23 protein-coding genes and 1 tRNA gene are annotated in these 22,053 nt (G+C 64.3%); 12 read left to right on the forward strand and 12 right to left on the reverse strand.

Annotated elements, in window-relative coordinates:
* The 4 genes from EV663_RS04595 to EV663_RS04610 are packed head-to-tail and all read right to left on the reverse strand — an operon-like array spanning position 1 to position 3,835.
* Entirely contained in the window at positions 1-1,152 is a 1,152-nt protein-coding gene (locus EV663_RS04595; protein ID WP_132950610.1) for a DNA polymerase III subunit delta', read from the reverse strand.
* A 1-nt stretch (position 1,153) separates the two neighbouring features.
* Positions 1,154-1,774 carry a dTMP kinase gene (gene tmk / locus EV663_RS04600; protein WP_132950611.1) on the reverse strand — a complete coding sequence of 207 codons (621 nt, stop codon included), beginning with the start codon at positions 1,772-1,774 and terminating at the stop codon, positions 1,154-1,156.
* A gap of 1 nt (position 1,775) precedes the next feature.
* Positions 1,776-2,936: a D-alanyl-D-alanine carboxypeptidase family protein gene (locus EV663_RS04605; protein ID WP_132950612.1), complete on the reverse strand. Its 1,161-nt coding sequence runs from the start codon at positions 2,934-2,936 to the stop codon at positions 1,776-1,778.
* Between the two features lie 32 nt (positions 2,937-2,968).
* Positions 2,969-3,835, reverse strand: a complete 867-nt coding sequence (locus EV663_RS04610; RefSeq protein ID WP_132950613.1) for an SPOR domain-containing protein — start codon at positions 3,833-3,835, stop codon at positions 2,969-2,971.
* Between the two features lie 236 nt (positions 3,836-4,071).
* Here EV663_RS04610 and EV663_RS04615 point away from each other — a divergent pair.
* Positions 4,072-4,159 (forward strand) — tRNA-Ser (locus EV663_RS04615).
* 438 nt (positions 4,160-4,597) lie between these two features.
* Here EV663_RS04615 and carB read toward each other — a convergent pair.
* Complete coding sequence (gene carB / locus EV663_RS04620) at positions 4,598-7,825, reverse strand: carbamoyl-phosphate synthase large subunit (RefSeq protein ID WP_132950614.1); 3,228 nt, start codon at positions 7,823-7,825, stop codon at positions 4,598-4,600.
* Positions 7,826-8,028: 203 nt separating this feature from the next.
* Here carB and bchE point away from each other — a divergent pair, with 203 nt between their 5' ends.
* The 4 genes from bchE to mce all read left to right on the forward strand — a co-directional run bounded on the left by bchE (position 8,029) and on the right by mce (position 12,888).
* Positions 8,029-9,687 (forward strand): magnesium-protoporphyrin IX monomethyl ester anaerobic oxidative cyclase, encoded by a 1,659-nt coding sequence (gene bchE / locus EV663_RS04625; RefSeq protein WP_132950615.1) that lies wholly within the window; start codon positions 8,029-8,031, stop codon positions 9,685-9,687.
* Positions 9,687-10,283: a bacteriochlorophyll 4-vinyl reductase gene (gene bchJ / locus EV663_RS04630; RefSeq protein ID WP_132950616.1), complete on the forward strand. Its 597-nt coding sequence runs from the start codon at positions 9,687-9,689 to the stop codon at positions 10,281-10,283. Before bchE ends, bchJ begins: the two co-directional genes overlap by 1 nt.
* Positions 10,284-10,581: 298 nt before the next feature.
* On the forward strand, positions 10,582-12,360 hold the full coding sequence (gene aspS, locus EV663_RS04635; protein WP_132950617.1) for an aspartate--tRNA ligase: 1,779 nt from the start codon (positions 10,582-10,584) through the stop codon (positions 12,358-12,360).
* Between the two features lie 123 nt (positions 12,361-12,483).
* Positions 12,484-12,888, forward strand: a complete 405-nt coding sequence (gene mce, locus EV663_RS04640; protein WP_132950618.1) for a methylmalonyl-CoA epimerase — start codon at positions 12,484-12,486, stop codon at positions 12,886-12,888.
* 7 nt (positions 12,889-12,895) lie between these two features.
* Here the strand turns inward: mce and EV663_RS04645 are convergent, their stop codons facing one another.
* A complete protein-coding gene (locus tag EV663_RS04645) occupies positions 12,896-13,600 on the reverse strand; it encodes an EI24 domain-containing protein (protein ID WP_132950619.1) in 705 nt (234 codons plus the stop codon).
* Complete coding sequence (locus EV663_RS04650; protein ID WP_132950620.1) at positions 13,597-14,181, reverse strand: nitroreductase family protein; 585 nt, start codon at positions 14,179-14,181, stop codon at positions 13,597-13,599. The genes EV663_RS04645 and EV663_RS04650 overlap by 4 nt, the downstream gene beginning before the upstream one ends.
* A gap of 89 nt (positions 14,182-14,270) precedes the next feature.
* Here EV663_RS04650 and EV663_RS04655 point away from each other — a divergent pair, with 89 nt between their 5' ends.
* A complete protein-coding gene (locus tag EV663_RS04655) occupies positions 14,271-14,522 on the forward strand; it encodes a DUF167 domain-containing protein (protein WP_132950621.1) in 252 nt (83 codons plus the stop codon).
* 46 nt (positions 14,523-14,568) lie between these two features.
* On the opposite strand, the gene EV663_RS04660 is transcribed toward EV663_RS04655, so the two are convergent.
* Entirely contained in the window at positions 14,569-14,808 is a 240-nt protein-coding gene (locus tag EV663_RS04660) for a hypothetical protein (RefSeq protein WP_132950622.1), read from the reverse strand.
* A gap of 132 nt (positions 14,809-14,940) precedes the next feature.
* Here EV663_RS04660 and EV663_RS04665 point away from each other — a divergent pair, with 132 nt between their 5' ends.
* Entirely contained in the window at positions 14,941-15,213 is a 273-nt protein-coding gene (locus EV663_RS04665; protein WP_132950623.1) for a DUF6455 family protein, read from the forward strand.
* 5 nt (positions 15,214-15,218) lie between these two features.
* Positions 15,219-15,479 (forward strand): DUF6455 family protein, encoded by a 261-nt coding sequence (locus tag EV663_RS04670; protein WP_132950624.1) that lies wholly within the window; start codon positions 15,219-15,221, stop codon positions 15,477-15,479.
* Positions 15,480-15,607: 128 nt separating this feature from the next.
* Here EV663_RS04670 and cutA read toward each other — a convergent pair whose 3' ends face one another.
* Positions 15,608-15,913, reverse strand: coding sequence for a divalent-cation tolerance protein CutA (gene cutA, locus EV663_RS04675; protein WP_132950625.1), 306 nt, complete (start codon positions 15,911-15,913; stop codon positions 15,608-15,610).
* A 236-nt stretch (positions 15,914-16,149) separates the two neighbouring features.
* On the opposite strand from cutA, the gene EV663_RS04680 reads away from it, so the two are divergent.
* Together EV663_RS04680 and EV663_RS04685 are read left to right on the forward strand one after the other, a co-directional pair.
* Positions 16,150-16,392 (forward strand): FmdB family zinc ribbon protein, encoded by a 243-nt coding sequence (locus EV663_RS04680; RefSeq protein ID WP_132950626.1) that lies wholly within the window; start codon positions 16,150-16,152, stop codon positions 16,390-16,392.
* A 161-nt stretch (positions 16,393-16,553) separates the two neighbouring features.
* Complete coding sequence (locus EV663_RS04685) at positions 16,554-16,805, forward strand: hypothetical protein (RefSeq protein WP_132950627.1); 252 nt, start codon at positions 16,554-16,556, stop codon at positions 16,803-16,805.
* Between the two features lie 39 nt (positions 16,806-16,844).
* Here EV663_RS04685 and rimO read toward each other — a convergent pair whose 3' ends face one another.
* Positions 16,845-18,221 carry a 30S ribosomal protein S12 methylthiotransferase RimO gene (gene rimO / locus EV663_RS04690; protein ID WP_132950628.1) on the reverse strand — a complete coding sequence of 459 codons (1,377 nt, stop codon included), beginning with the start codon at positions 18,219-18,221 and terminating at the stop codon, positions 16,845-16,847.
* 142 nt (positions 18,222-18,363) lie between these two features.
* A complete protein-coding gene (locus tag EV663_RS04695) occupies positions 18,364-18,957 on the reverse strand; it encodes a GcrA family cell cycle regulator (protein WP_132950629.1) in 594 nt (197 codons plus the stop codon).
* 148 nt (positions 18,958-19,105) lie between these two features.
* Between EV663_RS04695 and EV663_RS04700 the strand changes: the two genes are divergently transcribed.
* A complete protein-coding gene (locus tag EV663_RS04700; RefSeq protein WP_243697867.1) occupies positions 19,106-19,906 on the forward strand; it encodes an ABC transporter permease in 801 nt (266 codons plus the stop codon).
* Here the strand turns inward: EV663_RS04700 and trpA are convergent.
* Positions 19,896-20,702, reverse strand: coding sequence for a tryptophan synthase subunit alpha (gene trpA / locus EV663_RS04705; protein ID WP_132950630.1), 807 nt, complete (start codon positions 20,700-20,702; stop codon positions 19,896-19,898). The two genes, EV663_RS04700 and trpA, sit on opposite strands and share 11 nt — an antisense overlap.
* 137 nt (positions 20,703-20,839) lie before the next feature.
* On the opposite strand from trpA, the gene ychF reads away from it, so the two are divergent.
* Positions 20,840-21,937: a redox-regulated ATPase YchF gene (gene ychF / locus EV663_RS04710; RefSeq protein WP_132950631.1), complete on the forward strand. Its 1,098-nt coding sequence runs from the start codon at positions 20,840-20,842 to the stop codon at positions 21,935-21,937.
* Positions 21,938-22,053 lie beyond the last annotated feature (116 nt).

Here is a 22,053-nt window from a genome sequence, read left to right on the forward strand (position 1 = left end):
TCAAGCGGCCAGACGGCCGGCGATTTCATCAATCCTGAGCACGGTATCAAGGATGAGGCTGGCCGGGTCAAGATTGACTGCCTTGCCCTGCCTGGCACGCGCTGTCAGTTCCTGTGCGGCCTGCGCCCAGCCTAGCGCGGCATGGGGACCAGGAGACAAACGGGACAGCATCGCCGCCTCGCCCTCTGCCGCCTCGGTCGGGGGCTGGCCGGTAGCGCCCGTGCGGGCCAGCCGGGCCAGCAAAAGCTCGATCAGCCGCAGCGCGAGGTCCAACCGTGCCTCGCCCCCGCCCTTGCCAGCCCCGCCCTTGCCGGTGACCGATTGGGCCAGGGCGATGACGCGGGGTCGGTCCATCCGCGGCAAACCTGCCATCAGCCCCACGAGTTCGCTGTAAAGCGCCAGCCCATCAAGCTGGATCAGCCGGACTGCCTCGCCCACCGATCCGCCTGAAAGTTCCGTCAGCGCAGCCGCCCCGGCACCGGGTGCATGACCGGCCTGTTCCAGCGCCTGTGCCATGGCCCGGGGGGCCAGCGCGCCCAACCGTAACTCGCGGCAGCGCGAGCGTATGGTCGGCAAGAGTCGCGCGGGCTGGTGGCTGATCAGCAACAGGGTCGCGCGGGCGGGCGGTTCCTCCAGCAGTTTGAGCAGGGCGTTGGCCGCGTTCGGGTTCATCTCGTCGACGGCATCCACGATCACCACGCGCCGACCACCCTCTATCGCGGACAGGTTGAAAAAAACATGCAGCTTGCGCACCTCGTCCACGGTGATCACGGTCTTTAGCCGCTTTTTCTCGTCGTCCCAGGCCCTGCGCAGCAGGAAAAGGCCAGGATCTGATAACGCGGCAAGACGCCGGGCGACGGGATGTTCGGGGGCGATATCCAGCCGGTCGAGGGGCGGGGGAATGTCGCGCAACAGCTCCGTCACCTCTGGCGCGGCGGGCCGTGACAGCAAGAAGCGCGCGATTTCCCAAGCCAATGTCGCCTTGCCGACCCCGCGCGGCCCGGTCAAGAGCCATCCGTGATGCATCCGCCCGCCTGTAAAAGCATCCAGAAACGCGGCCTCTGCCGCCTCTTGCCCGATCAGCCGGGGCGTTTCGCGCGGGTGCGGGGCACCCTCGACCCGGTCGGGTTCGGGCAGGTCGGTATCCATCATCTTAGCACCCCTCGATCAGGGCGGCGATGTCGGCGGCGATGGTGTCGGGGGGGCGCATGGCATCGACCACCCGGCAGCGCTGGGGGAATTCATCGACCAGCGCCAGAAAGCCCGCGCGCATCCGCACCTGCATGTCCTCGCCGAAATCTTCGAACCGTTCTTCCGTGCCGCCTCGGCCCTTGGCGCGGGCAAGCCCGATTGCCGGGTCCATGTCCAGGATCACGGTAAGGTCCGGTTCGCACCCGATCATCAGGCTGTGCAACTGGTCGACCTTGGCGCGCAGCCGGCCGCGGGTAATCCCCTGGTAGACGCGGGTAGAGTCGGCAAAGCGGTCACAGATCACGATCTTGTCCGCGGCAAGCGCCGGCTGGATGGTTTTTTCGAGGTGATCGCGGCGCGCGGCGGTAAACAACAAAAGCTCGGTCTCCGCCGACCAGCGGTCAGGGTCACCCTCCAGCACCAGGCGACGAATATCCTCGGCACCGGGGCTGCCGCCCGGTTCGCGCGTCAAGACGACGTCATGGCCCGCGCGGCGCAAACTGTCCGCCAATCGGCGGGCCTGGGTGGATTTGCCCGAGCCGTCGATGCCCTCGAAGGTGATGAACCGTGCGGGCCTTGCCATGTCAGAGGCCGACGCCCTCGGGTCCGAAGCGGCGGATCAGGACTTGTGCAGCCGTGCGTAGCCGCGGCACGAACCCGCCGCGAGCCACCGTGCGTTCGGCCACCAGCGGCACGCGGATCGGCGCAAGATCGGGGCGCCGGATGATCAGTTCGCCCAGTTCTTGTCCCTCGGAAATCGGGGCAATGACGGGTGAGTGAAAGGAAAGCTCGGCCTCGACGTCCTCTTGCACGACGGCAGGTATCAGCATCTCGACTGACTCGGGGACCACGAGTCCCACCTGCTCGATCTCGCCCAGCCAGACATCGGCCTCGGCCAGCCGGTCGCCCTTGCGCAAGACCTCGCGCTGTACGAACTGGCGGAAGGCCCAATTGATGATCCTTTCGCCCTCTTCGGTACGCTGATCCTCGCTGTCTAGCCCGGAGATCACGAATGTCACGCGGCGTCCGCCCTGACGCGCAGACCCGACAAGCCCGTAGCCCGCCTCGGCCGTGTGGCCCGTTTTCAGCCCGTCCGCACCGATCCCGAGGCCCAGCAGGGGGTTGCGGTTGAACCGGTTTTGCGGCGCACGCCCGTCAAAGGCGAATTCCTTTTCACTGAAATAGCCGTAATATTCGGGGAATTCGTCGATCAAGCGCTGGGCGAGCAGAGCCAGGTCGCGCATGCTCATCCGCTGGTTGGGGTGCGGCCAGCCGCTGGCATTGGCGAAGGTGGAGTTTTCCATGCCCAGGGCCTGTGCGCGTTCGGTCATCAGGCGGGCAAAGGCCTCCTCGGTGCCCGCCAGCCCCTCGGCCACAACCACGCAGGCGTCATTGCCCGACATCACGATGATGCCCTGGATCAATTCCTCGACCGTGGGGCGGTCGCGCTCGTTCAGGAACATGGTCGAGCCGCCCATCGCCTTGGCGCGCGCCGAGACCGAGAACCGCGTCTCGAGTGTTACCCGCCCGTCGCGCAAGGCCTCGAACAGCATGTTCAGAGTCATCAGCTTGGACATCGAGGCAGGGGGCATCGGCTGTTCGGCGTTCTTTTCCAAAAGCACCGTGCCGGTCGTGTGATCGAACACATAGGCCGACCCGGCGCGGGTCTCGAACGCGGCACAGGCGGGCAGTGACAGCGCGAACACGGTCAGCGCGGCACTGGCCAGGCGGATGGGGTAACGCATCTATGCCTCCTGTCTGTGGGCGGCGGAACGGTTCAGTTGGTCACGAAATAGGCGTCGGAATAGCCCAGGCCCTTGAGCTTGTCCAAAAGCTGGGCCCGGTCACTCGATGCGGAGGCCGGCCCGGCCACGACCCGCCAGAACCGTTTTCCACTGCTTTCCTGATCATAGATCGTCGGAACGATCCCGGCCTTGCGCAGCGTCTCGGCGGTGCGGTTCGCATTCGCCTCGACGCTGAAAATGCCGATCTGGATATAGGGTTTGTCAAGTGTCTTGGACTGGGTCTGCGGCGTCGCAGGGGGCGAGACCGGGGCAGGGGGGGGCGCAGCGGCCTGTCGGGCCTCGGCCTTGTCGATCGCGGCGGCGGCCGCGGCCAACGGTTCGCTGTTGATCTCGTTGGTGGGGGCGGCGGTCTTGATGTCCCCGGCCGGGGTGGGCGGCATGTCCTGGCCGGGCTCGGGAATTTCCTCGCGGCGCAAGGCGGTCACGTTCAACTCTGTCGGGGCGCCAGCCAGCATCCCCAGCGCCGCCGCGGCATCGGACGAGACCTGAAGCCGGGGACCGGGATTGTCCCGCTCTCGCCGGAACAGCGCGCCGATCACGAATTTGCCGTTCTTGCTGTTACGGATGATCACCCGCTCGGGGTCGGTCACGTCGGGAAAGGCGATCCAGACGCCGCCCAGCGAGGGTCGCCCGTCCCAAAGCCCCGACTCGGTCACCTGAAAGACCTCGGGAGCCTCGATGTCGCGTTCCACCAGCCGCGTGGCCGTGCTTGGGCGCGGGGCGGTTTCCTCGGATTGCGGCCGTTTTAGAAAGGCGAAGCCCTCGCTGTCCTGGCAGGCCGTCAAGAGCGATATGCACCCAAGCAATATCGCAAGATGTCCGTACCGGTTTCCGTGCATGCCTTGCCCCCTTGCCGCGCGGCTGGTCCCGCGTCGCTATCCGTGTCTGGCCGTGCCTCAGGCCGCACGCCGCATCATGATAGCGACAGGCCATCGCCAAGAAAAGCCTGCCCCCGGTCAACGCGGCAAAAATCGGCGTAGTCCGGCTTTCAGAATCGAATGCATTCGCCTATGCCTGAAGCCCCGCAGGTAAGGGGGCAAGGCGGCCGACCGCGCCGCCCCGGAATTCCTGTCTCGGAAGGGTGGCAGAGTGGTCGATTGCAGCGGTCTTGAAAACCGCCGATGTGCAAGCATCCGTGGGTTCGAATCCCACCCCTTCCGCCAAGCTTTTTAAAGTTATGTTATCTTATCAATTGTTTGAGTTGTATGTGCGAGGGCGCCCCTTCGCCCCTACCGCCAAGGTGCAGGGCGCTTCGAACATCTGGTGCATGGTCGAACATTGCTCCGATATGCGGCTCGATCCTGCCAGGTAGGTTACCCATTCAGCACAAGGGCGCACGCGTCTTTGTCGACGCACTTGACCTGCGCTGCGACGAGGGCGATGCGAACAGCGCCCGCGACATGGGGTGCCAGCGGTAGGGCGGTGACCGAGCGTGAGGCCTGCGCGAAATATGTTGATGAGTGCCGCGATAACGGGATGCGAGGCTGCGCAATCGATCAAGCGCGTCTCGTTCCCATCCCGCGGGGGCATCCTGGCAAGTGGTCTTTGCAAGGCGCTTGACCGCCGGCTGGCGTGCTTGCCGGCGGCATGTGCAAGCGCGGTTAGCCTTGCAGGCTTTCGACCTCGATCTCGCCTTCTTCGCGCGATTTCATCGCCAGCGCCGCGGCATGACAGGCGGCGGCCGTGGTGAAATAGGGGATCTTGTCCATCAGCGCCACGTTGCGCATCGAGCGCGAGTCGGCCACGGCCTGCGCACCCTCGGTGGTGTTCATCACCAGTTGCACCAAGCCGTCCTTCATCACGTCCACGATGGTTCGGCCGCCCTCGTAGGCCTTGTTGACCAATTCGGCCTCGATCCCGTTTTCAGCCAGGAACCTTGCCGTGCCGCGGGTGGCCAGCACTCTAAAGCCCAGCAGGGTCAGCACTTGGGCCGTTTCGACCATCTGGGGGGTCTTGTCGCTATCCTTGATCGAGAAGAAGACGGTTCCCTCGTGCGGCAGGTCGCTGCCTGCGCCCATCTGTGCCTTGAGGAAGGCACGGGGGAAGGTCCGGTCATAGCCCATCACCTCGCCGGTCGAGCGCATCTCGGGGCCGAGAAGCGTGTCGACGCCGGGGAAGCGGGCGAAAGGCAGAACAGCCTCTTTCACCGCGAAACCCTCGATCTGGGGATCTACAAGGTCGAATTCGGCCAGTTTCTCGCCCGCCATGACGCGTGCGGCAATCGAGGCGATTGGCGAATTCACCGCCTTGGCCACGAAGGGCACGGTGCGGCTGGCGCGCGGGTTCACCTCGATCAGGTAGATTTCGCCGTCCTTGACCGCGAATTGGACGTTCATCAGGCCCACGACGCCCAGTTCGAGGGCCAGCGCACGGGTTTGCTCCTTGAGGGCCGCGATGATCTCGGCGCCCAGCGAGTAAGGCGGCAGCGAACAGGCGCTGTCGCCGGAATGAACGCCTGCCTCCTCGATATGCTGCATGATGCCGGCCACGTGGACGTCCGTTCCGTCGCACAGCGCGTCGACATCGATTTCCGTCGCCCCCGACAAGTAGCTGTCCAGTAGAACCGGCGACTTGCCCGAGACCACGACCGCCTCGGAGATGTAACGTTCAAGGTGGGCCGTATCGCGCACGATTTCCATCGCGCGCCCGCCCAGCACGTAGGAGGGGCGGATCACCAGCGGATAGCCGATCTCTTCGGCGGCGGCCAGCGCGGCCTTGTCAGAGGCGGCAATCGCGTTCCTGGGCTGTTTCAGTCCCAGCTTGTTGACCAGCGCCTGGAACCGCTCGCGGTCTTCGGCCAGGTCGATCGCATCCGGCGTGGTGCCCAGGATCGGGATGCCCTCGGCCTCCAGCGCGTTGGCCAGTTTCAACGGCGTTTGCCCGCCGAACTGGACGATCACGCCGTGCAGGCTGCCCTGCGATTGCTCGACCCGCAGGATTTCCATGACATGTTCAAAGGTCAGGGGCTCGAAATACAGCCGGTCCGAGGTGTCGTAATCGGTCGACACTGTCTCGGGGTTGCAGTTGATCATCACCGTTTCGTAGCCCGCATCGGTCAGGGCATAGCAGGCATGGCAACAGCAATAGTCGAACTCGATCCCCTGGCCGATCCGGTTAGGGCCACCGCCCAGGATCACTACCTTTTTCCGGGTCGAGGGGCGGGCCTCGCATTCGACCTCGCCCATTACCGGGGTTTCGTAGGTCGAATACATGTAGGGCGTCTGTGCCTCGAATTCGGCCGCGCAAGTATCGATACGTTTGAACACCGCCGTCACGCCCAGGTTCTGGCGCGCGCGGCGCACCTGTGCCTCGTCCCGGCCAGTAAGCTGGGCAAGGCGGGCATCTGTAAAGCCCATCATCTTGAGCCGCCTGAGCCCCTCTTCGGTCACCGGCAGGCCAGCCTTGCGTATCTCGTCCTCGGCTTCGACGATTTCGCGGATGCGCGCCAGGAACCACGGATCGAAATGAGTGACGGCCTGGATGTCGTCATCGGTCAGCCCGTGGCGCATCGCCTGGGCGATTATACGAAGCCGGTCGGGCGTTTGTTTCGATAGCGCGGCAACGATCTGGGCATGATCTGGCGCACCCTCGATCTCGATCTCGTCAAAGCCCGTCAGGCCTGTTTCCAGAGAGGCCAGCGCCTTTTGCAACGACTCGTGGACCGTCCGGCCGATGGCCATCGACTCGCCCACCGATTTCATCGCGGTGGTCAGTTCGGCCTTGGCGCCGGGGAATTTCTCGAAGGCAAAGCGCGGGATTTTCGTCACGACGTAGTCGATCGTCGGCTCGAAGCTGGCCGGCGTCACCTTGGTGATGTCGTTGTCCAGCTCATCCAGCGTATAGCCCACCGCCAGTTTCGCCGCGATCTTGGCAATCGGAAACCCCGTCGCCTTGGACGCCAGCGCCGAGGATCGCGATACCCGCGGGTTCATCTCGATCACGACCATGCGTCCATCCGCCGGGTTAACCGCCCATTGCACGTTCGACCCGCCGGTTTCGACCCCGATCTCGCGCAACACGGCGATAGAGCCGTTGCGCATGATCTGGTATTCCTTGTCGGTCAGCGTCAGGGCAGGGGCCACGGTGATGGAATCGCCCGTATGCACCCCCATCGGGTCGACGTTCTCGATGGCGCAGACGATGATCGCGTTATCCGCGCGGTCGCGGACAACCTCCATCTCGAATTCCTTCCAGCCCAGCAGGCTTTCGTCGATCAGGATCTGGTTGACAGGCGAGGCATCCAGCCCGGTCTTGCAGTAATGCTCGAACTCTTCGCGGTTATAGGCCACGCCGCCACCAGTGCCGCCCAGCGTAAAGGCGGGGCGGATGATCGCGGGCAGGCCCACATGTTCCAGCGCCGCCATGCATTCATCCATGGTATTGGCGATCACGGCCTTCGGATTTTCAAGGCCGATCCGGTCCATCGCCTCGCGAAACAGCTTGCGATCCTCGGCCATCTCGATCGCGGCCCGGTTCGCCCCGATCAGTTCTACCCCGTATTTGTGCAGAACGCCCATATCGGCCAGCTTCAGCGAGGTGTTCAGGCCCGTCTGCCCGCCCATCGTGGGCAACAGAGCGTCGGGGCGTTCCTTTTCGATGATGCGGGCGACCACCTCTGGGGTGATCGGCTCGATATAGGTGGCGTCAGCCAGACCCGGATCGGTCATGATCGTGGCCGGGTTCGAGTTGACCAGGATCACCCGGTAGCCCTCTTCGCGCAGCGCCTTGCAGGCCTGTGCGCCGGAGTAGTCGAACTCGCAGGCCTGCCCGATCACGATGGGCCCTGCGCCGATGATCATGATGGACTTGATATCGGTTCTCTTCGGCATGGTCCGCCCCCCGGATTGGCAAATTGTTGGGCGTTATAGACAAGCACGGTTCAGGTGCAAGGGCCTGCGCGAAGGCGGTGGGCGGTTTCGCGGTTTGCCTGACCGGCCGATCCGTTCAAGAACCTGACACCGATTTGACATGTGTCAATTCAGATTGACAGGCGATATGTCATGGTCCGCGACGAAACACGGGGAGTCGATCCATGCGAATTTGCTTCATCCATCCCAACTACAAGTCTGGCGGCGCCGAGATCGCGGGCAACTGGCCGCCGGCATGGGTGGCCTACCTGACCGGGTCGTTGCGTCTGGCCGGATATGACGACATCACGTTCATCGACGCGATGACGCACAACCTGACCGAGGATGACGTGCGCGCGAAGCTGAAAGAGCTTCAGCCCGACGTGGTCGCCACCACCTCGATCACGCCGTCGATCTATGCCGCCGAACGCCTGCTGGAAATCGCCAGGGAAGAAGTGCCGAACGCGGTGCGGGTTCTCGGCGGCATCCACGCGACCTTCATGTTCAAGCAGGTCCTTTCCGAGGCGCCCTGGGTTGACGTGATCGTGCGCGGCGAAGGCGAAGAGATCGTCGTCGAGCTGATGAACGCGATCCGTGACAAGCGCTGGCCGGAATGCCGCCGCGACATCAAGGGGCTGGCCTTCCTGGATGGCGAGGAAATCGTTGCCACCGCGGCCGCGCCGACGATCAAGAACATCGACGCGCTCAAGCCCGACTGGACGATCCTCGACTGGGAAAAATACATCTACATCCCGTTGAACTGCAAGGTGGCCATCCCCAACATGGCCCGCGGCTGCCCGTTCACCTGCTCGTTCTGCTCGCAGTGGAAATTTTGGCGCGACTACCGCATCCGCGACCCGAAGCTGGTCGTCGACGAGATCGAGGACCTGGTGAACAACCATGGCGTCGGCTTCTTCATCCTCGCCGACGAGGAACCGACCATCAACCGCAAGAAGTTCATCGCCTTCTGCCAGGAACTGATCGACCGCGGCCTGCCCGACAAGGTGAAATGGGGCATCAACACCCGCGTGACCGACATCCTGCGCGACGAGGAATACCTCTCGTTCTACCGCAAGGCGGGCCTGGTCCACATCTCGCTCGGCACCGAGGCCGCGGCGCAGTTGAAGCTCGACCAGTTCAACAAGGAAACCCGCGTCGAGGACAACAAGCGGGCGATCCAGCTTCTGCGCGAGGCCGACATCCTGACCGAGGCGCAGTTCATCGTGGGGCTCGATAACGAAACCCCCGAGACGCTGGAAGAGACCTTCCAGCTCTGCTGGGACTGGCAGCCGGATCTGGCCAACTGGGCGATGTATACCCCCTGGCCGTTCACGCCGCTCTTCCAGGAGCTGCACAACAAGGTCGAGGTGTTCGACTACAGCCGCTACAACTTCGTGAACCCGATCATGAAGCCCGAGGCGATGGACCGTGCCGAGCTTCTGGACCGGGTGATGAACAACTACCGCCGGTTCTACATGCGCAAGGCGCTGTTCCACTACCCGTGGCGCGGTACCGGGTTCCGCCGGCGCTACCTGCTGGGCTGCCTCAAGGCGTTCCTCAAGGCCGGCGTGCAGCGCTCGTTCTACGATCTGGGCAAGAACAATTACTGGGGGCCGCAATCCAAGGACAAGGTCAAGTTCGATTTCGACATGACCCGCCAGCCTGCCCAGGCACAGATCGACGATTGGGTGTCGAATGCCGACAAGGCCGCACAGGCCGCGGCCAAGCGGCAGTCCAAGGATAACAGCTTCAAGATGCCGGCCGACGCTGACAATAACGCAGCCAAGCAGGCGGCCGCGGCCAAGGTTTGCGGCGGTGGCGATCAGCAGATGGAAGATGCCTGATGAAAGACACCCTTTCCGGCCATGCGGGCCGGATCGGACCGAATGCCGTTCTCCAGCTTCTCCCTGTGCTGGAGGCGGCGGGCGGAGCGGCGTTGCGCGATGATCTGATGCAGGCGGCGGGGCTGAACGAACCCCCGTCGGACGCTGGCCTTATGGACGAGGGACCAGCCGCTGCCATGCACCGTGCCCTGCGCGCCCGCCTGCCCGGCCGCGCGCCCGACCTTCTGCGGGAAGCGGGCGCGCGGACCGGGGACTACATCCTTGCCCACCGTATCCCAGCGCTCGCGCAGCGGGTGCTGAAGCTGTTGCCGTCCGCGATGGCGGCCCCCATCCTGGCCAAGGCCATCGAAAAGAATAGTTGGACCTTTGCCGGATCGGGTGCGTTTCGCGTCGTGTCGACGCGCCCTCTTGTCTTCGAATTGACGGATAATCCATTGATTCGGGGCGAAAGCGCCCCCCATCCGATTTGCGGCTGGCATGAGGCGGTGTTCGATCGACTGTTCCAGACGTTGGTCGACAAGCGGCTGCGCACGCGCGAAACCTGTTGCACGGCCAGCGGCGGGGGGCTCTGCCGGTTTGAAATCGGTCGCGATTAGCGTTTCGCGTCGCGAGGCGGGCGGTTGGTTCGATGGTTGTGGATGTGGTTTGGCATCCGCATCCATCTGCCGCGTCGCACCCATGGTTGCCCGCCGTTTAACCCGAGAGGATCGCGCGCACCGGGCCGTGCCATGACGCGGTAACCGGGCGCCTTGGTGTATTGGCGTGGCCTGAGCCGTGGCAGAATAACCGGGAATCGGGATTCTCTCGAATTCGTCCAGAGCCCCTCCCTTGACACCGGGGCGCATCAAGGGTGTATCGGCGCGGACCCATCCCAAGCGCCAGAGGACCGCCCCGATGCACGCCTTTCGCAGCCATACCTGCGCCGAGCTGAACAAATCCCATGTTGGCGAAACCGTCCGCCTGTCGGGCTGGGTGCATCGCGTGCGCGATCACGGCGGCATCCTGTTCATCGACCTGCGCGACCATTACGGCATGACGCAGGTTCTGGCCGATCCAGACAGCCCCGCCTTTGCCGAGGTCGAAAAGGTGCGAAGCGAATGGTGCATCCGCATCGACGGCGAGGTGAAGGCGCGCGATGAAAGCCTGATCAACCCGAAACTCCCCACCGGCGAGATCGAGGTGTTCGTGCGCGAGATCGAGGTTCTGGGCGCGGCCGAGGAACTGCCGCTGATGGTCTTCGGCGACCAGGAATACCCCGAGGAAACGCGCCTGCGCTATCGCTATCTCGACCTGCGCCGCGAGGCGATGCAGGACAACATGAAACTGCGCTCCGACGTGGTGTCCAGCATCCGCCGCCGGATGTGGGACAAGGGGTTCCGCGAATACCAGACCCCGATCATCACCGCCTCGTCGCCCGAGGGCGCGCGCGACTTCCTCGTGCCCTCGCGCCTGCATCCGGGCCGCTTCTACGCGCTGCCCCAGGCCCCCCAGATCTTCAAGCAGCTGATCATGGTTTCTGGCTTTGACCGGTACTTCCAGATCGCGCCCTGCTTCCGCGACGAAGACCCCCGCGCCGACCGCTCGCCCACCGATTTCTACCAGCTCGACATGGAGATGAGCTTTGCCACCCAGCAGGACGTGTTCGACACGATCCAGCCGGTGATCGAAGGCGTGTTCGAGGAATTCGGCGGCGGCCACAAGGTCGACAAGCACTGGCCGCAGATCAAATACGCCGACGCGATGCGCTGGTATGGCACCGACAAGCCGGACCTGCGCAACCCGATCAAGATGCAGGACGTGTCCGACCATTTCCGCGGCTCGGGCTTCGCCATCTTCGCCAAGCTCCTGGAACAGGACGGCACCGAGATCCGCGCCATTCCCGCCCCCACCGGCGGCTCGCGCAAGTTCTGCGACCGGATGAACAGCTTCGCCCAGAAAGAGGGGCTGCCGGGCATGGGCTACATCTTCTGGCGCGACGGCGAAAACGGGATGGAGGCCGCCGGCCCGCTCGCGAAAAACATCGGCCCCGAACGGACCGAGGCGATCCGCCAGCAACTTGGCCTTGGCAAGGGCGACGCCGCGTTCTTCCTCGGCGGCAAGCCTGCCGCCTTCGAATCCGTCGCGGGGCGTGCCCGCAACGTCATCGGCGAGGAACTGGGCCTGACCGAAAAGGACCGCTTCGCCTTTTGCTGGATCGTCGATTTCCCGATGTACGAAAAGGACGACGAAACTGGCGCCATCGACTTCAGCCACAACCCGTTCTCGATGCCCCAGGGCGGCATGGAGGCGCTGGAGGGCGATCCCCTTCAGGTGCTGGGCTACCAGTATGACCTGGCCTGCAACGGCTATGAACTGATCTCGGGCGCGATCCGCAACCACCGGCTGGATACCATGTTCAAGGCATTCAGTCTGGCGGGCTACACCGAGGACGAGGTGCGCGCCCGTTTTCCCAGCCTGGTCAACGCCTTCCGCTTCGGCGCGCCGCCCCACGGCGGTTGCGCGGCGGGCATCGACCGCATCGTGATGCTGCTGGCCGACCAGGTGAACATCCGCGAGGTCATCATGTTCCCGATGAACCAGCGCGCCGAAGACCTGATGATGGGCGCCCCCACGCTGCCGACCAACGACCAGCTGCGCGAGTTGCGGCTGAGGGTGGTCCCGCAAGAGGATTGAGGTGCGGGGGGCAGTCCCCCGCGCCACCATGTGTCAGAGCGTGCCACCCCGGTCCGCGCCGGGGGTTGCGCCGCATCGCGGCAGGCCCGATAACCGCTGGATCATATGCCAAGGGAGATTGCCATGATCGGCCGCCTGAACCATGTCGCCATCGCCGTTCCGGACCTTGACGCCGCCGCGGCGCAATATGCCACCACCCTGGGTGCCAAGGTCGGCGCTCCGCAGGACGAGCCCGATCACGGCGTCACCGTGATTTTCATCGAATTGCCGAATACCAAGATCGAGCTTCTTTATCCGCTGGGCGAGGATAGCCCGATCAAGGGTTTCCTCGACAAGAACCCCTCGGGTGGCATTCACCATCTATGCTACGAGGTGGACGATATCCTTGCAGCCCGCGACCGGCTGAAAGATCAGGGCGCGCGCGTGCTGGGCACAGGCGAGCCGAAGATCGGCGCGCATGGAAAGCCGGTGCTGTTCCTGCACCCCAAGGATTTCAACGGCTGCCTGATCGAACTGGAACAGGTCTGAGTCGCCGTCAGCTTGTCGCGCTCTCGCGCGCGGCAAGCGCGTGGTAGAGATGGGTAAAGACCGCCGCGCCCAGGATCGGGATAACCAGATTCACCAGCGGTAGAGAGAGTGGCACCGCCATCAGCGCTCCGGCCACGAAGACAGTCAGCCTGTGGCGCCTGCGCAGTGCCGTGGCCTGCTTGCGTCCCACCCGCCGCATCGCGGCCATCTGGAAGTATTCCCGTCCCAGCAAGGCCCCGTTCACTGCCCAGAACAGGAGCGGCGCAAAGGGTCCGACGATGAAATACAAAACCAGCGTCACGAGGTTCACGCCGATCACGACCGCGAGAAACCCGGCCGCATCGCGGAGCTGGTCGAGAACCGGAACCGGCGCCACGCGAGGCAGGCCGGGATAGTGCCGCCTTTCGACCGCCTCGGCCACGTCATCCAGAAAGATACCGATAAACGCAGATGCCACGGGCACCATGAGGAAGACCGACAGCACCATCATCAACAGCAACGAGGCCCCGGACAAAAGCTCGTCCACCCAGGTGACCTGCCCGATCCATGGCAATGACAACGTGTCGGGCAAGAGCCAGCCCACAAGGAAAAAGACGAGCGCATAGACCAGTGCCAGTAACAGCGCCGTCAGCCCCAGCCCGACGAAAAGAACACGCCGGAATGCACGGTCGCCGATCTGACCCAGCGTTTTACGAAAAGCCGACAGGATCATTCCGTTCTCCATTGCGTGATCGCCTCGATATCGGGGCGCGGGCGTTCGGGCGGGGCGGTGGTTGCGGTGCCGATATGGATGATGCCCGCAACCTGTTCATGCGCGCCCAGGGCCAGCCCCCGATCGACGAAATCCCGGTCATGGACGGCCCAGCCCGACAACCATACGGCGCCCCAGCCAGAGGCCAGCGCGGCATTGACCAGTGCAAGGCAGACCGCGCCAGCGGAATAAAGCTGTTCGACCGGTGGGACCTTGTCATTGGGTTTTGCCACCGCGATGACCACAACGGCCAAGGGACTGTCTGCAAAGGCTTGTGCGGCCTTGTCGATGGCGGCCGCGTCCTTGCCAAGGGCCGCCCCCCTGACCCGCACCAGCCCCGCCAGCCGATCAAGGGCCGCGCGTTCCAACACCACGAAACGCCACGGTTCCAGTTTGCCGTGATCGGGGCTGCGCGCGGCGGCGATCAGCAATTCCCGCAGCATGTCGTGGCCGGGGGCAGGGGCGGCAAGCGTGCGCACCGGGCATGACCGGCGCGTCCGCAGAAAGTCGATAACCGCCGGGCGTTTCGTGGGTAGGGGCAAGGGGGCATCTCCTTTTGGTGTGATCTTGGTGCGGGGCGCTTGGGGGTCAAGTCTTGACGCGCGCGCACGGATCGCACAGCACCTGTGCCATGACCGAGCTATCGCACCTTTCCGCCCCCGGCACCGAGATCGCGGTGCGCGTCACCCCCAAGGCCTCGCGCAACCGCGTGGTGGCCGAGGATGGCCGGATTCGCGTCTATGTCACGATCGTGCCCGAAGCTGGCAAGGCCAATGCCGCGGTTGCCAAGCTGTTGGCCAAGGCGATTGGTGTGCCAAAATCGCGCCTGGCGCTGATCCGTGGGCAAACAGCGCGCGACAAGGTTTTTCGCGTCTGCCCCTAGTGCGGGTCACACGAGGGGAGCGAGGGTTGCGCCAAGCTCCCGCGCGTTACTCGATTGGCGGGCGGATACGATACACACCCTCGGGCAGGTCCAGCGCCGCGGCCAATTCGTGCAGTTGCGCCAGTGACAGGGTAATCTTTTGCACCTGCTCGGTGCGTGGGTCGAACTGTTCGACGGTCACGCAATCCTCGAAGGCCGTGACGGTCACGTCCTCCTGCAAATGGTTCGGGCCCTCGTCCACGAGGGTAATCACGGTGGCGTCAAACTCGTGCTCGATGCTGAACATGCGATCAGGCTAACCGCCTGCGCCGCGCTTGTGAAGCGCCCGCGCTGAGGTCTGAAGCGATTTGATACGCATCAAGGCAGGCGCGGTGCCGCCGCTGCTAAATGTCCATAACGCAGGATAGGGAGAAACGCTATGTCTGGCCGTAACCGGTATGACGAGCATGCCAGCCTGGTCGAACAGATGGCCGAGGTTCTGGGCGTCGACCTGACCGAAGAGACGATGGCCGGCCGCTGGACGCCCGAGGACATGCAGGCAACCGTGAACCGCTGCCTGGGCTGTACCGACCCCGACCACTGCAAGGGCTGGTTGCAGGGCAACAGGCCCGGTGAAAGTGACACAACACCCGGTTACTGCCGCAACAAGGAGCTTCTGGAGGCGATGCGCGCGCGCCTGGCCTCTGCCTGAGACAGATGGAAGATCACGGCAAACTCTCACACCATTTCTGGCTGACCCAGGGTATGGCGCGCACCATAGGGGTCAACGTCAACGACGCCCTGCGCGATGGGCGCATGGGGCGCGGCGAATATGCCGAGATGGTGGCGAAATGCTGTCATTGCGACCGATCCGAACAATGCATGGCCTGGATGGGGAAACAGACCGCGGGGGCCGAGAGGGCGCCGGGGTGGTGTGCGATCAAGCCCGGCCTGGAACGGCTGAAGGAACCGGCATGAATCCCGCGCGCGGGCGATCCGGGTCGTCGATGGTGGTGGGCTCACGGCAAGTGACCGGGTAATCGGCCCGGTCCCGCGTCGGGGGAGGGTGGGTATCCGGCCCCGGCGTTGCCCGTGTCTGTGGTGCCTTAGCCGGTTTCCTCGCCCAGCCAGGCGGCAGCATCCTCTGTGGTTTCGACCTCTTCCCAGGTTATGACAGGCAGGTCGTAGGGGTGTTCCGATTCGATCAACGCGATCAGATCGGCGCGGCAGGCCTCGGTGGTCTTGAAGGTGATCTGCACCTCGTCCGCTTCCTCTATGCCACTTTTCCAGTGAAACAGGCTGATCACGCCCGGCAGGATATTCACGCAGGCGGCCAGGCGCATGTTCAGCGCGGCATGGGCCAAGCGCCGCGCGGCATCGATGTCGGGACAGGTAGTGGTGAGATGAAGCATCGGCGCCTCCTGTGATCGGATCTTGTCGCCCGCGGATCCGGGCGCATCGCACCAGCCTAGCGTGTCCTGCTCCGATATGCGATTGCCTGTGTCGCAGGCGGCGGCGCCCAATCTCGCGCCGCTTTCGGTCGGTGAGTTGGCGCAGGCGGCGATGTCGAGAACGCAGGCTTGCGCGCATGGCAGAACCGGCGCAGGTCGGATCGAGGACAAGCATACCCTTTTCGCAAGGAGACCGGATGCCGATCTATGCCTATAAATGCCTTTCCTGCGAGGCCGGTTTCGAGGTTCTCGCCGGGATGAACGAGGCCGCGCCCCTTTGCCCTGAATGCGGCGCGACCGACCCCCTGCGCCAGCTTTCGCGCGTGGCCGCCACCGGCAAGATAGAAACGCTATTTGCCTCTGCCCGCAAACAGGCGGCGGCAGAGGGGCATTTCAGCAATTATTCAAAGGCCGAGAAGGACAGGATCAAGAGAACCTGAACCTGTGGCATGGCCTCGCGCGATGACGGTTCCGCGTGCCTGCAATAGGCGGTTGCAACAACCATGGGCGGCTGTGCCGGAATGCCGCGCAAGTTTGCACGTCATAAGTGCGGCTTGTGTTTTATATATCGCTTTGGTTGTTATATGTCGGTTCAGTAAAGATGCAGAAAATCAATTCGGTCGTGAGGGTCAGTTTCTCGGGTGGGCTCATCGGGCTATTGTTCGGCAGCGCGCGCGGAAAGGTCGAAACGACGGTCCAGAAATACAACAGCGAAGGATGGAATGTCGCCGAGGTCATCCCCGACAATCCAAACCTTGCCATAATCATCCTGCGGATGATCATTCTTGTGTTGACGCTGGGTCTTTGGACGATTTCGACAGGCTATCTTTTTATCATGGAAAAGCCTCGCTAGGCAGGGCCACCCGTCCAGGGGGCAGGCGGGGCCGCCAAGTCACGCCTTAAGCGCGCCCCACAGATCGTATTCCCCCGCCTCGTCCACCTCGACCGTCACGATATCACCGGGCGCCAGTCCCCCCGCGCCCGCGTCGATGAACAGGCAGCCGTCGATTTCGGGCGCGTCGGCCTTCGTCCGGCAGGTGGCCACGCCGTCTTCGTCCACCTCGTCGACGATCACCTGCATCCGCTGGCCCACCTTGGCTGCCAGCTTCGCCTCGGAAATGGCCTGCGCCTTTTCCATGAACCGGTCCCAGCGGTCCTGTTTCACGTCGTCCGGCACATGGTCGGGCAGAGCGTTCGACCGGGCACCGGCGACGTTTTCATATTGAAAACACCCCACCCGGTCCAATTGCGCCTCGTCCAGCCAGTCCAGCAGGGTCTGGAATTCCGCTTCCGTCTCGCCCGGATAGCCCACGATAAAGGTCGAGCGCAGCGCGATCTCGGGGCACAGCGCCCGCCACGCCGCGATCTCGTCCAGCGTTTTCGCCGCCGCCGCGGGCCGCGCCATCCGTTTCAACGTCTCGGGGTGGGCATGCTGGAACGGGATGTCCAGGTAGGGCAGGATCAGCCCCTCGGCCATCAGCGGGATCAGCTCGCGCACATGCGGGTAGGGATAGACGTAATGCAGCCGCACCCACGCCCCCAGACCCCCCAGGTCGCGCGCCAGGTCCGTTATATGCGCCCGGTGCCCCCGGTCCTCGGCATGTTTCAGGTCGACGCCATAGGCCGAGGTATCCTGGCTGATCACCAGCAATTCCCGCACCCCCGCCTCGACCAGCCGCTCGGCCTCGCGCAGCACGGCATGGGCGGGGCGCGAGGCCAGCCGCCCGCGCATGTCGGGAATGATGCAGAACCGGCACTTGTGGTTACAGCCCTCGGAAATCTTGAGGTAGCTGTAATGGCGCGGTGTCAGCTTCACCCCCGAGGCGGGCAGCAAATCCACGAACGGGTCGGGGTCGGGCGGCACGGCGGCATGCACCGCGTCCAGCACCTGTTCGTATTGATGCGGCCCCGTGACGGCCAGAACCGTGGGATGCGCCCCGGTGATATAGCCCGGCTCCGCCCCCAGGCAGCCCGTCACGATCACCCGCCCGTTTTCGGCCAGCGCCTCGCCGATCGCCTCCAGGCTTTCGGCCTTGGCGGAATCGAGGAACCCGCAGGTGTTCACGATCACCGCGTCGGCGCCCGCGTAATCGGGGCTGATCGCGTAACCCTCGGCGCGCAGCCGCGTCAGGATGCGTTCGCTGTCGACCAGCGCCTTGGGACAGCCAAGGGACACCATGCCGATGGTCGGCTGGCCGGGGCGGGCGGCACCTTCGATCCGGGGGCGTGGGGCGATATCGGGGCGCAGGTCGGGCGGGTTCGTTGTCATGCCGTTCCATATAGGGCGCGCGTCGCGCAGGCGAAAGAACAAGCCGCCATGGCCATTGCAGGTCACGCGGCACCGCCGGGTCGACCGACCGAAAAGATCGGATCACCCGTTTCGCAAGCTCGTGGGCCGATCGCCCGCAGGGCTAGCGTTTGCGGTCTCGCCTCGCGCTCATCGGCTGGAAGGCGACGCTGACATGAGTTTCGCAATAGGGCTTGCCCTGCTGTGTCGGCAGGCCGCAGAACCAGAAATCCTCGGTCGCTGGGTCGCCGATGGGCCATTTGCAGGTCCGTTCGGTCAGTTCCATCAAGGTCAGTTTCTTGGCGTTCTTTTCAACCTCGCGGGCCGATGCCAGCGTCTCGGGGCTGATTTCATTGGCCGAGGGCTGGGGCGGCAGGGGCTGGCCCGCGGGAACCACGGGTTTGCGCAGCGCGGGGGCAGGTGCGGGCTCGCGCCTGATTTCGGAGGGTTCGGTTGCCGCCTCGGGCGCGGGTGTGGCACGATGCTGTGCGGCCTCTGGCGCTGGACGGGCCGCGGGTTCGGGCTTGGCGGCGGGTTTTTCCTTGGCCGCGGGTTTGGCTGCCGCGCTGCCCGCGCGGTTAGACAGGCCCAGCCGGTGAACCTTGCCGATCACCGCGTTTCGGGTCACACCGCCCAGTTCCTTGGCGATCTGGCTGGCCGACTGGCCTTCTGCCCACATTTTTTTCAGCGTTTCAACGCGTTCTTCGGTCCAGGACATGGATGTTTCCTTGGCTGTCGGCGGGGCGGGTGAGGGCGGCTGCGGTGGCCGCCCGGACCCGCCGGATTGGAGAATTCCTTTGTCGGCCTATTCTAATCCGGGGTGTTTCCGGGTTACAAGCCGAAGGCCGAAGATGGGGGCGTTAACAATGAATGCAAGCGTGATGGGCCGACGCCGTTTCGGCCGGGTCAACTGGCTGGGTCTTTACACGCTGAGCATGCGCGAGATCCAGCGCTTCATGGCGGTGTGGACCCAGACATTGGCCGCGCCGCTGGTCACGGCGGGCCTGTTTCTCGGCGTGTTCGCGCTGGCCATCGGACCTGCGCGGGGCGAGGTGATGGGGGTGCCGTTCATCCAGTTCCTTGCTCCGGGTATCCTGATGATGACGGTGATCCAGAACGCTTTTGCCAATACATCGTCCTCGATCCTGATTTCCAAGATCCAGGGAAATATCGTGGATACGCTGATGCCGCCGCTTTCGGCGGCAGAGCTGCTTGTGGGTTATACCATTGGCGGGGTGGTGCGCGGCCTATTGGTGGCGCTGGCCATTGGCGTGCTGATGGTGGCGATCCTGGGAATGGGCGTGGCGCATCCGCTTTGGGCGCTGCTTTTCGTGCTGCTCGGCTCGACCTTCCTGTCGGGCCTTGGAATTCTGGCCGCGATCCTGGCCAACAAGTTCGACCAGATGGCGGCGATCACCAATTTCATCGTCACGCCCCTGAGCTTTCTGTCAGGCACGTTCTATTCCATCGAGCGGCTGCCGATCGCCATGCAGGTCGTCACGCATGTGAACCCGGTCTTTTACCTGATCGACGGTATGCGCTATGGCGTGATCGGGCGATCCGATAGTTCGCCCTGGCTTGGGCTGGCGGTCTGCACGGCCAGCACCGGGGTTGTGCTGGCGCTGTGCTGGCGCTGGCTGCGAACCGGCTATCGCCTCAAGGCGTGACCGCCTGGGCGCGGTGCGCGCCCTCTGCAAGCCCGCGAACATGTGCGAGGATATCGGGCACGGGACGGCCCTCCTCGATCAGCTTGACGATGGCAGAGCCGACCACGGCCCCGTCTGCCACGCCCGCGATGGCCTCGGCCGCCTCGGGTGTCTTGATGCCAAAGCCCACGATCACCGGTAGATCGGTCTGTGCCTTGATCCGCGCGACCTCGGGGGCGACATCCGCTGCGCTGGCCTCGGCTGCGCCGGTGATGCCGGTGATCGAGACATAGTAGACAAATCCGCTGGTATTCTGAAGCACCTTGGGCAGGCGTGCATCGTCGGTCGTGGGTGTGGCTAGGCGGATAAAGTTCAGCCCGGCCTTTTGCGCGGGGATGCACAATTCGTCATCCTCTTCGGGGGGCAGGTCCACCACGATCAGCCCGTCGATGCCGGCCTCTTGCGCGTCGGCAAGGAACCGGTCCACACCCCGGTTATAGATCGGGTTGTAATAGCCCATCATCACGATGGGCGTGGTGTCGTCGGTTTCGCGAAAAGCACGCGCCATGGCCAGGGTCTTTTCCAGGGTCTGGCCCGCCTCCAGCGCGCGCTGCCCGGCCAGCTGGATTGTCAGGCCGTCAGCCATGGGGTCGGTGAAGGGAATGCCCAGTTCGATGATGTCCACGCCTGCGCCGGGCAGGCCCTTCACCACCTCAAGCGAGGTCTCGTAATCGGGATCGCCGGCCATGACATAAGCCACGAAGGCCTTGCGATTGGCTGCTTTCAGCTCTGCGAACTTGGCATCGATGCGCGTCATGACGACCTCCCGGCTGTGGTTCATGGCGGTTTGCGGCAGCGGGGCGGGAAAATCAATGGGCGGTTTGCGCACTGCCCTGCCTTGACGCCGCGCCCGCCCGCCCCCTACATGCGCGCGGACCAGCCAAGGAGAGGGACATGGGTTTCAAGACCGGCATCGTCGGCCTGCCGAACGTGGGCAAATCGACGCTTTTCAATGCGCTGACCCGTACCGCGGCGGCGCAGGCGGCGAACTTCCCTTTCTGCACGATCGAGCCCAACGTGGGCGAGGTGGCTGTTCCCGACCCGCGGCTGGACAAGCTGGCCGAGATCGCCGGGTCCAAGGCGATCATCCCCACGCGGATGACCTTCGTCGATATCGCGGGGCTGGTGAAGGGCGCGTCCAAGGGTGAGGGGCTGGGCAACCAGTTCCTGGCCAATATCCGCGAATGCGACGCCATCGCCCACGTCCTGCGCTGTTTCGAAGATGGCGACGTCACCCATGTGGAGGGGCGCGTCGACCCTGTCGCGGATGCCGAGGTGATCGAGACCGAGCTGATGCTGGCTGACATGGAAAGCATCGAGAAGCGCCTGCAAGGGTTGGTCCGCAAGGTGCGCGGCGGCGACAAGGAGGCCATCCAGCAGGAACGCCTGTTGAAGGCTGCACTGACCGCCCTGGAAAACAGTCAGCCTGCCCGCACCGTCGAGGTGGACGAGGACGACGCCAAGGCCTGGGCGATGCTGCAACTCTTGACGGCCAAGCGCGTGCTCTATGTCTGCAACGTGGCCGAGGACGAGGCGGCGCAGGGCAACGCGCTGTCGGCTGCGGTTGCCGAGATGGCGGCGGCGCAGGGCGCTGCAAGCGTCGTGATTTCCGCCAAGATCGAGGAAGAGATCAGCCAGCTCGATGCCGAAGAGGCCGAGATGTTCCTGTCCGAACTCGGGCTGGAAGAGGCGGGCCTGGATCGCCTCATCAAGGCGGGGCACAAGCTGTTGGGGTTGCAGACCTATTTTACCGTTGGCCCGAAAGAGGCGCGTGCCTGGACCATTCCCGAGGGCACATCCGCGCCAAAGGCCGCCGGCGTCATCCATGGCGATTTCGAACGCGGCTTCATCCGGGCCGAAACCATCGCCTATGATGATTTCATCGCCTGCGGAGGCGAGCAGGGGGCCAAGGACGCGGGCAAGATGCGCGCCGAGGGCAAGGGATACGTGGTGCAGGACGGTGATGTGATGCATTTCCTGTTCAACACCTGAACAGGACGGCCCAAGCCCGAACCGCCCCCGGACCGGACTTGGTCAGGACATTGGTGCCCCGATTTTGCGAATCGGGGCATTTTGTCGTGCCCGTCGCTGCCTTGCGAGGGCCGGGC

It is taken from the genome of Rhodovulum bhavnagarense, assembly GCF_004343505.1.
Classification (GTDB): domain Bacteria; phylum Pseudomonadota; class Alphaproteobacteria; order Rhodobacterales; family Rhodobacteraceae; genus Rhodovulum; species Rhodovulum bhavnagarense.

What these genes read in the sequence shown, in the direction of transcription:
- EV663_RS04610 (WP_132950613.1), bottom strand. Translation starts at nt 3,835, where the DNA reads ATGCACGGAAACCGGTACGGACATCTTGCGATATTGCTTGGGTGCATA.
- cutA (WP_132950625.1), bottom strand. Translation starts at nt 15,913, where the DNA reads ATGCTTCATCTCACCACTACCTGTCCCGACATCGATGCCGCGCGGCGC.
- EV663_RS04655 (WP_132950621.1), top strand. Translation starts at nt 14,271, where the DNA reads ATGACCGAGCTATCGCACCTTTCCGCCCCCGGCACCGAGATCGCGGTG.
- EV663_RS04670 (WP_132950624.1), top strand. Translation starts at nt 15,219, where the DNA reads ATGGAAGATCACGGCAAACTCTCACACCATTTCTGGCTGACCCAGGGT.
- rimO (WP_132950628.1), bottom strand. Translation starts at nt 18,221, where the DNA reads ATGACAACGAACCCGCCCGACCTGCGCCCCGATATCGCCCCACGCCCC.
- EV663_RS04695 (WP_132950629.1), bottom strand. Translation starts at nt 18,957, where the DNA reads ATGTCCTGGACCGAAGAACGCGTTGAAACGCTGAAAAAAATGTGGGCA.
- EV663_RS04605 (WP_132950612.1), bottom strand. Translation starts at nt 2,936, where the DNA reads ATGCGTTACCCCATCCGCCTGGCCAGTGCCGCGCTGACCGTGTTCGCG.
- EV663_RS04680 (WP_132950626.1), top strand. Translation starts at nt 16,150, where the DNA reads ATGCCGATCTATGCCTATAAATGCCTTTCCTGCGAGGCCGGTTTCGAG.
- EV663_RS04700 (WP_243697867.1), top strand. Translation starts at nt 19,106, where the DNA reads ATGAATGCAAGCGTGATGGGCCGACGCCGTTTCGGCCGGGTCAACTGG.
- carB (WP_132950614.1), bottom strand. Translation starts at nt 7,825, where the DNA reads ATGCCGAAGAGAACCGATATCAAGTCCATCATGATCATCGGCGCAGGG.
- mce (WP_132950618.1), top strand. Translation starts at nt 12,484, where the DNA reads ATGATCGGCCGCCTGAACCATGTCGCCATCGCCGTTCCGGACCTTGAC.
- ychF (WP_132950631.1), top strand. Translation starts at nt 20,840, where the DNA reads ATGGGTTTCAAGACCGGCATCGTCGGCCTGCCGAACGTGGGCAAATCG.
- EV663_RS04595 (WP_132950610.1), bottom strand. Translation starts at nt 1,152, where the DNA reads ATGATGGATACCGACCTGCCCGAACCCGACCGGGTCGAGGGTGCCCCG.
- EV663_RS04685 (WP_132950627.1), top strand. Translation starts at nt 16,554, where the DNA reads ATGCAGAAAATCAATTCGGTCGTGAGGGTCAGTTTCTCGGGTGGGCTC.
- bchE (WP_132950615.1), top strand. Translation starts at nt 8,029, where the DNA reads ATGCGAATTTGCTTCATCCATCCCAACTACAAGTCTGGCGGCGCCGAG.
- trpA (WP_132950630.1), bottom strand. Translation starts at nt 20,702, where the DNA reads ATGACGCGCATCGATGCCAAGTTCGCAGAGCTGAAAGCAGCCAATCGC.
- EV663_RS04645 (WP_132950619.1), bottom strand. Translation starts at nt 13,600, where the DNA reads ATGATCCTGTCGGCTTTTCGTAAAACGCTGGGTCAGATCGGCGACCGT.
- aspS (WP_132950617.1), top strand. Translation starts at nt 10,582, where the DNA reads ATGCACGCCTTTCGCAGCCATACCTGCGCCGAGCTGAACAAATCCCAT.
- EV663_RS04660 (WP_132950622.1), bottom strand. Translation starts at nt 14,808, where the DNA reads ATGTTCAGCATCGAGCACGAGTTTGACGCCACCGTGATTACCCTCGTG.
- bchJ (WP_132950616.1), top strand. Translation starts at nt 9,687, where the DNA reads ATGAAAGACACCCTTTCCGGCCATGCGGGCCGGATCGGACCGAATGCC.
- tmk (WP_132950611.1), bottom strand. Translation starts at nt 1,774, where the DNA reads ATGGCAAGGCCCGCACGGTTCATCACCTTCGAGGGCATCGACGGCTCG.
- EV663_RS04665 (WP_132950623.1), top strand. Translation starts at nt 14,941, where the DNA reads ATGTCTGGCCGTAACCGGTATGACGAGCATGCCAGCCTGGTCGAACAG.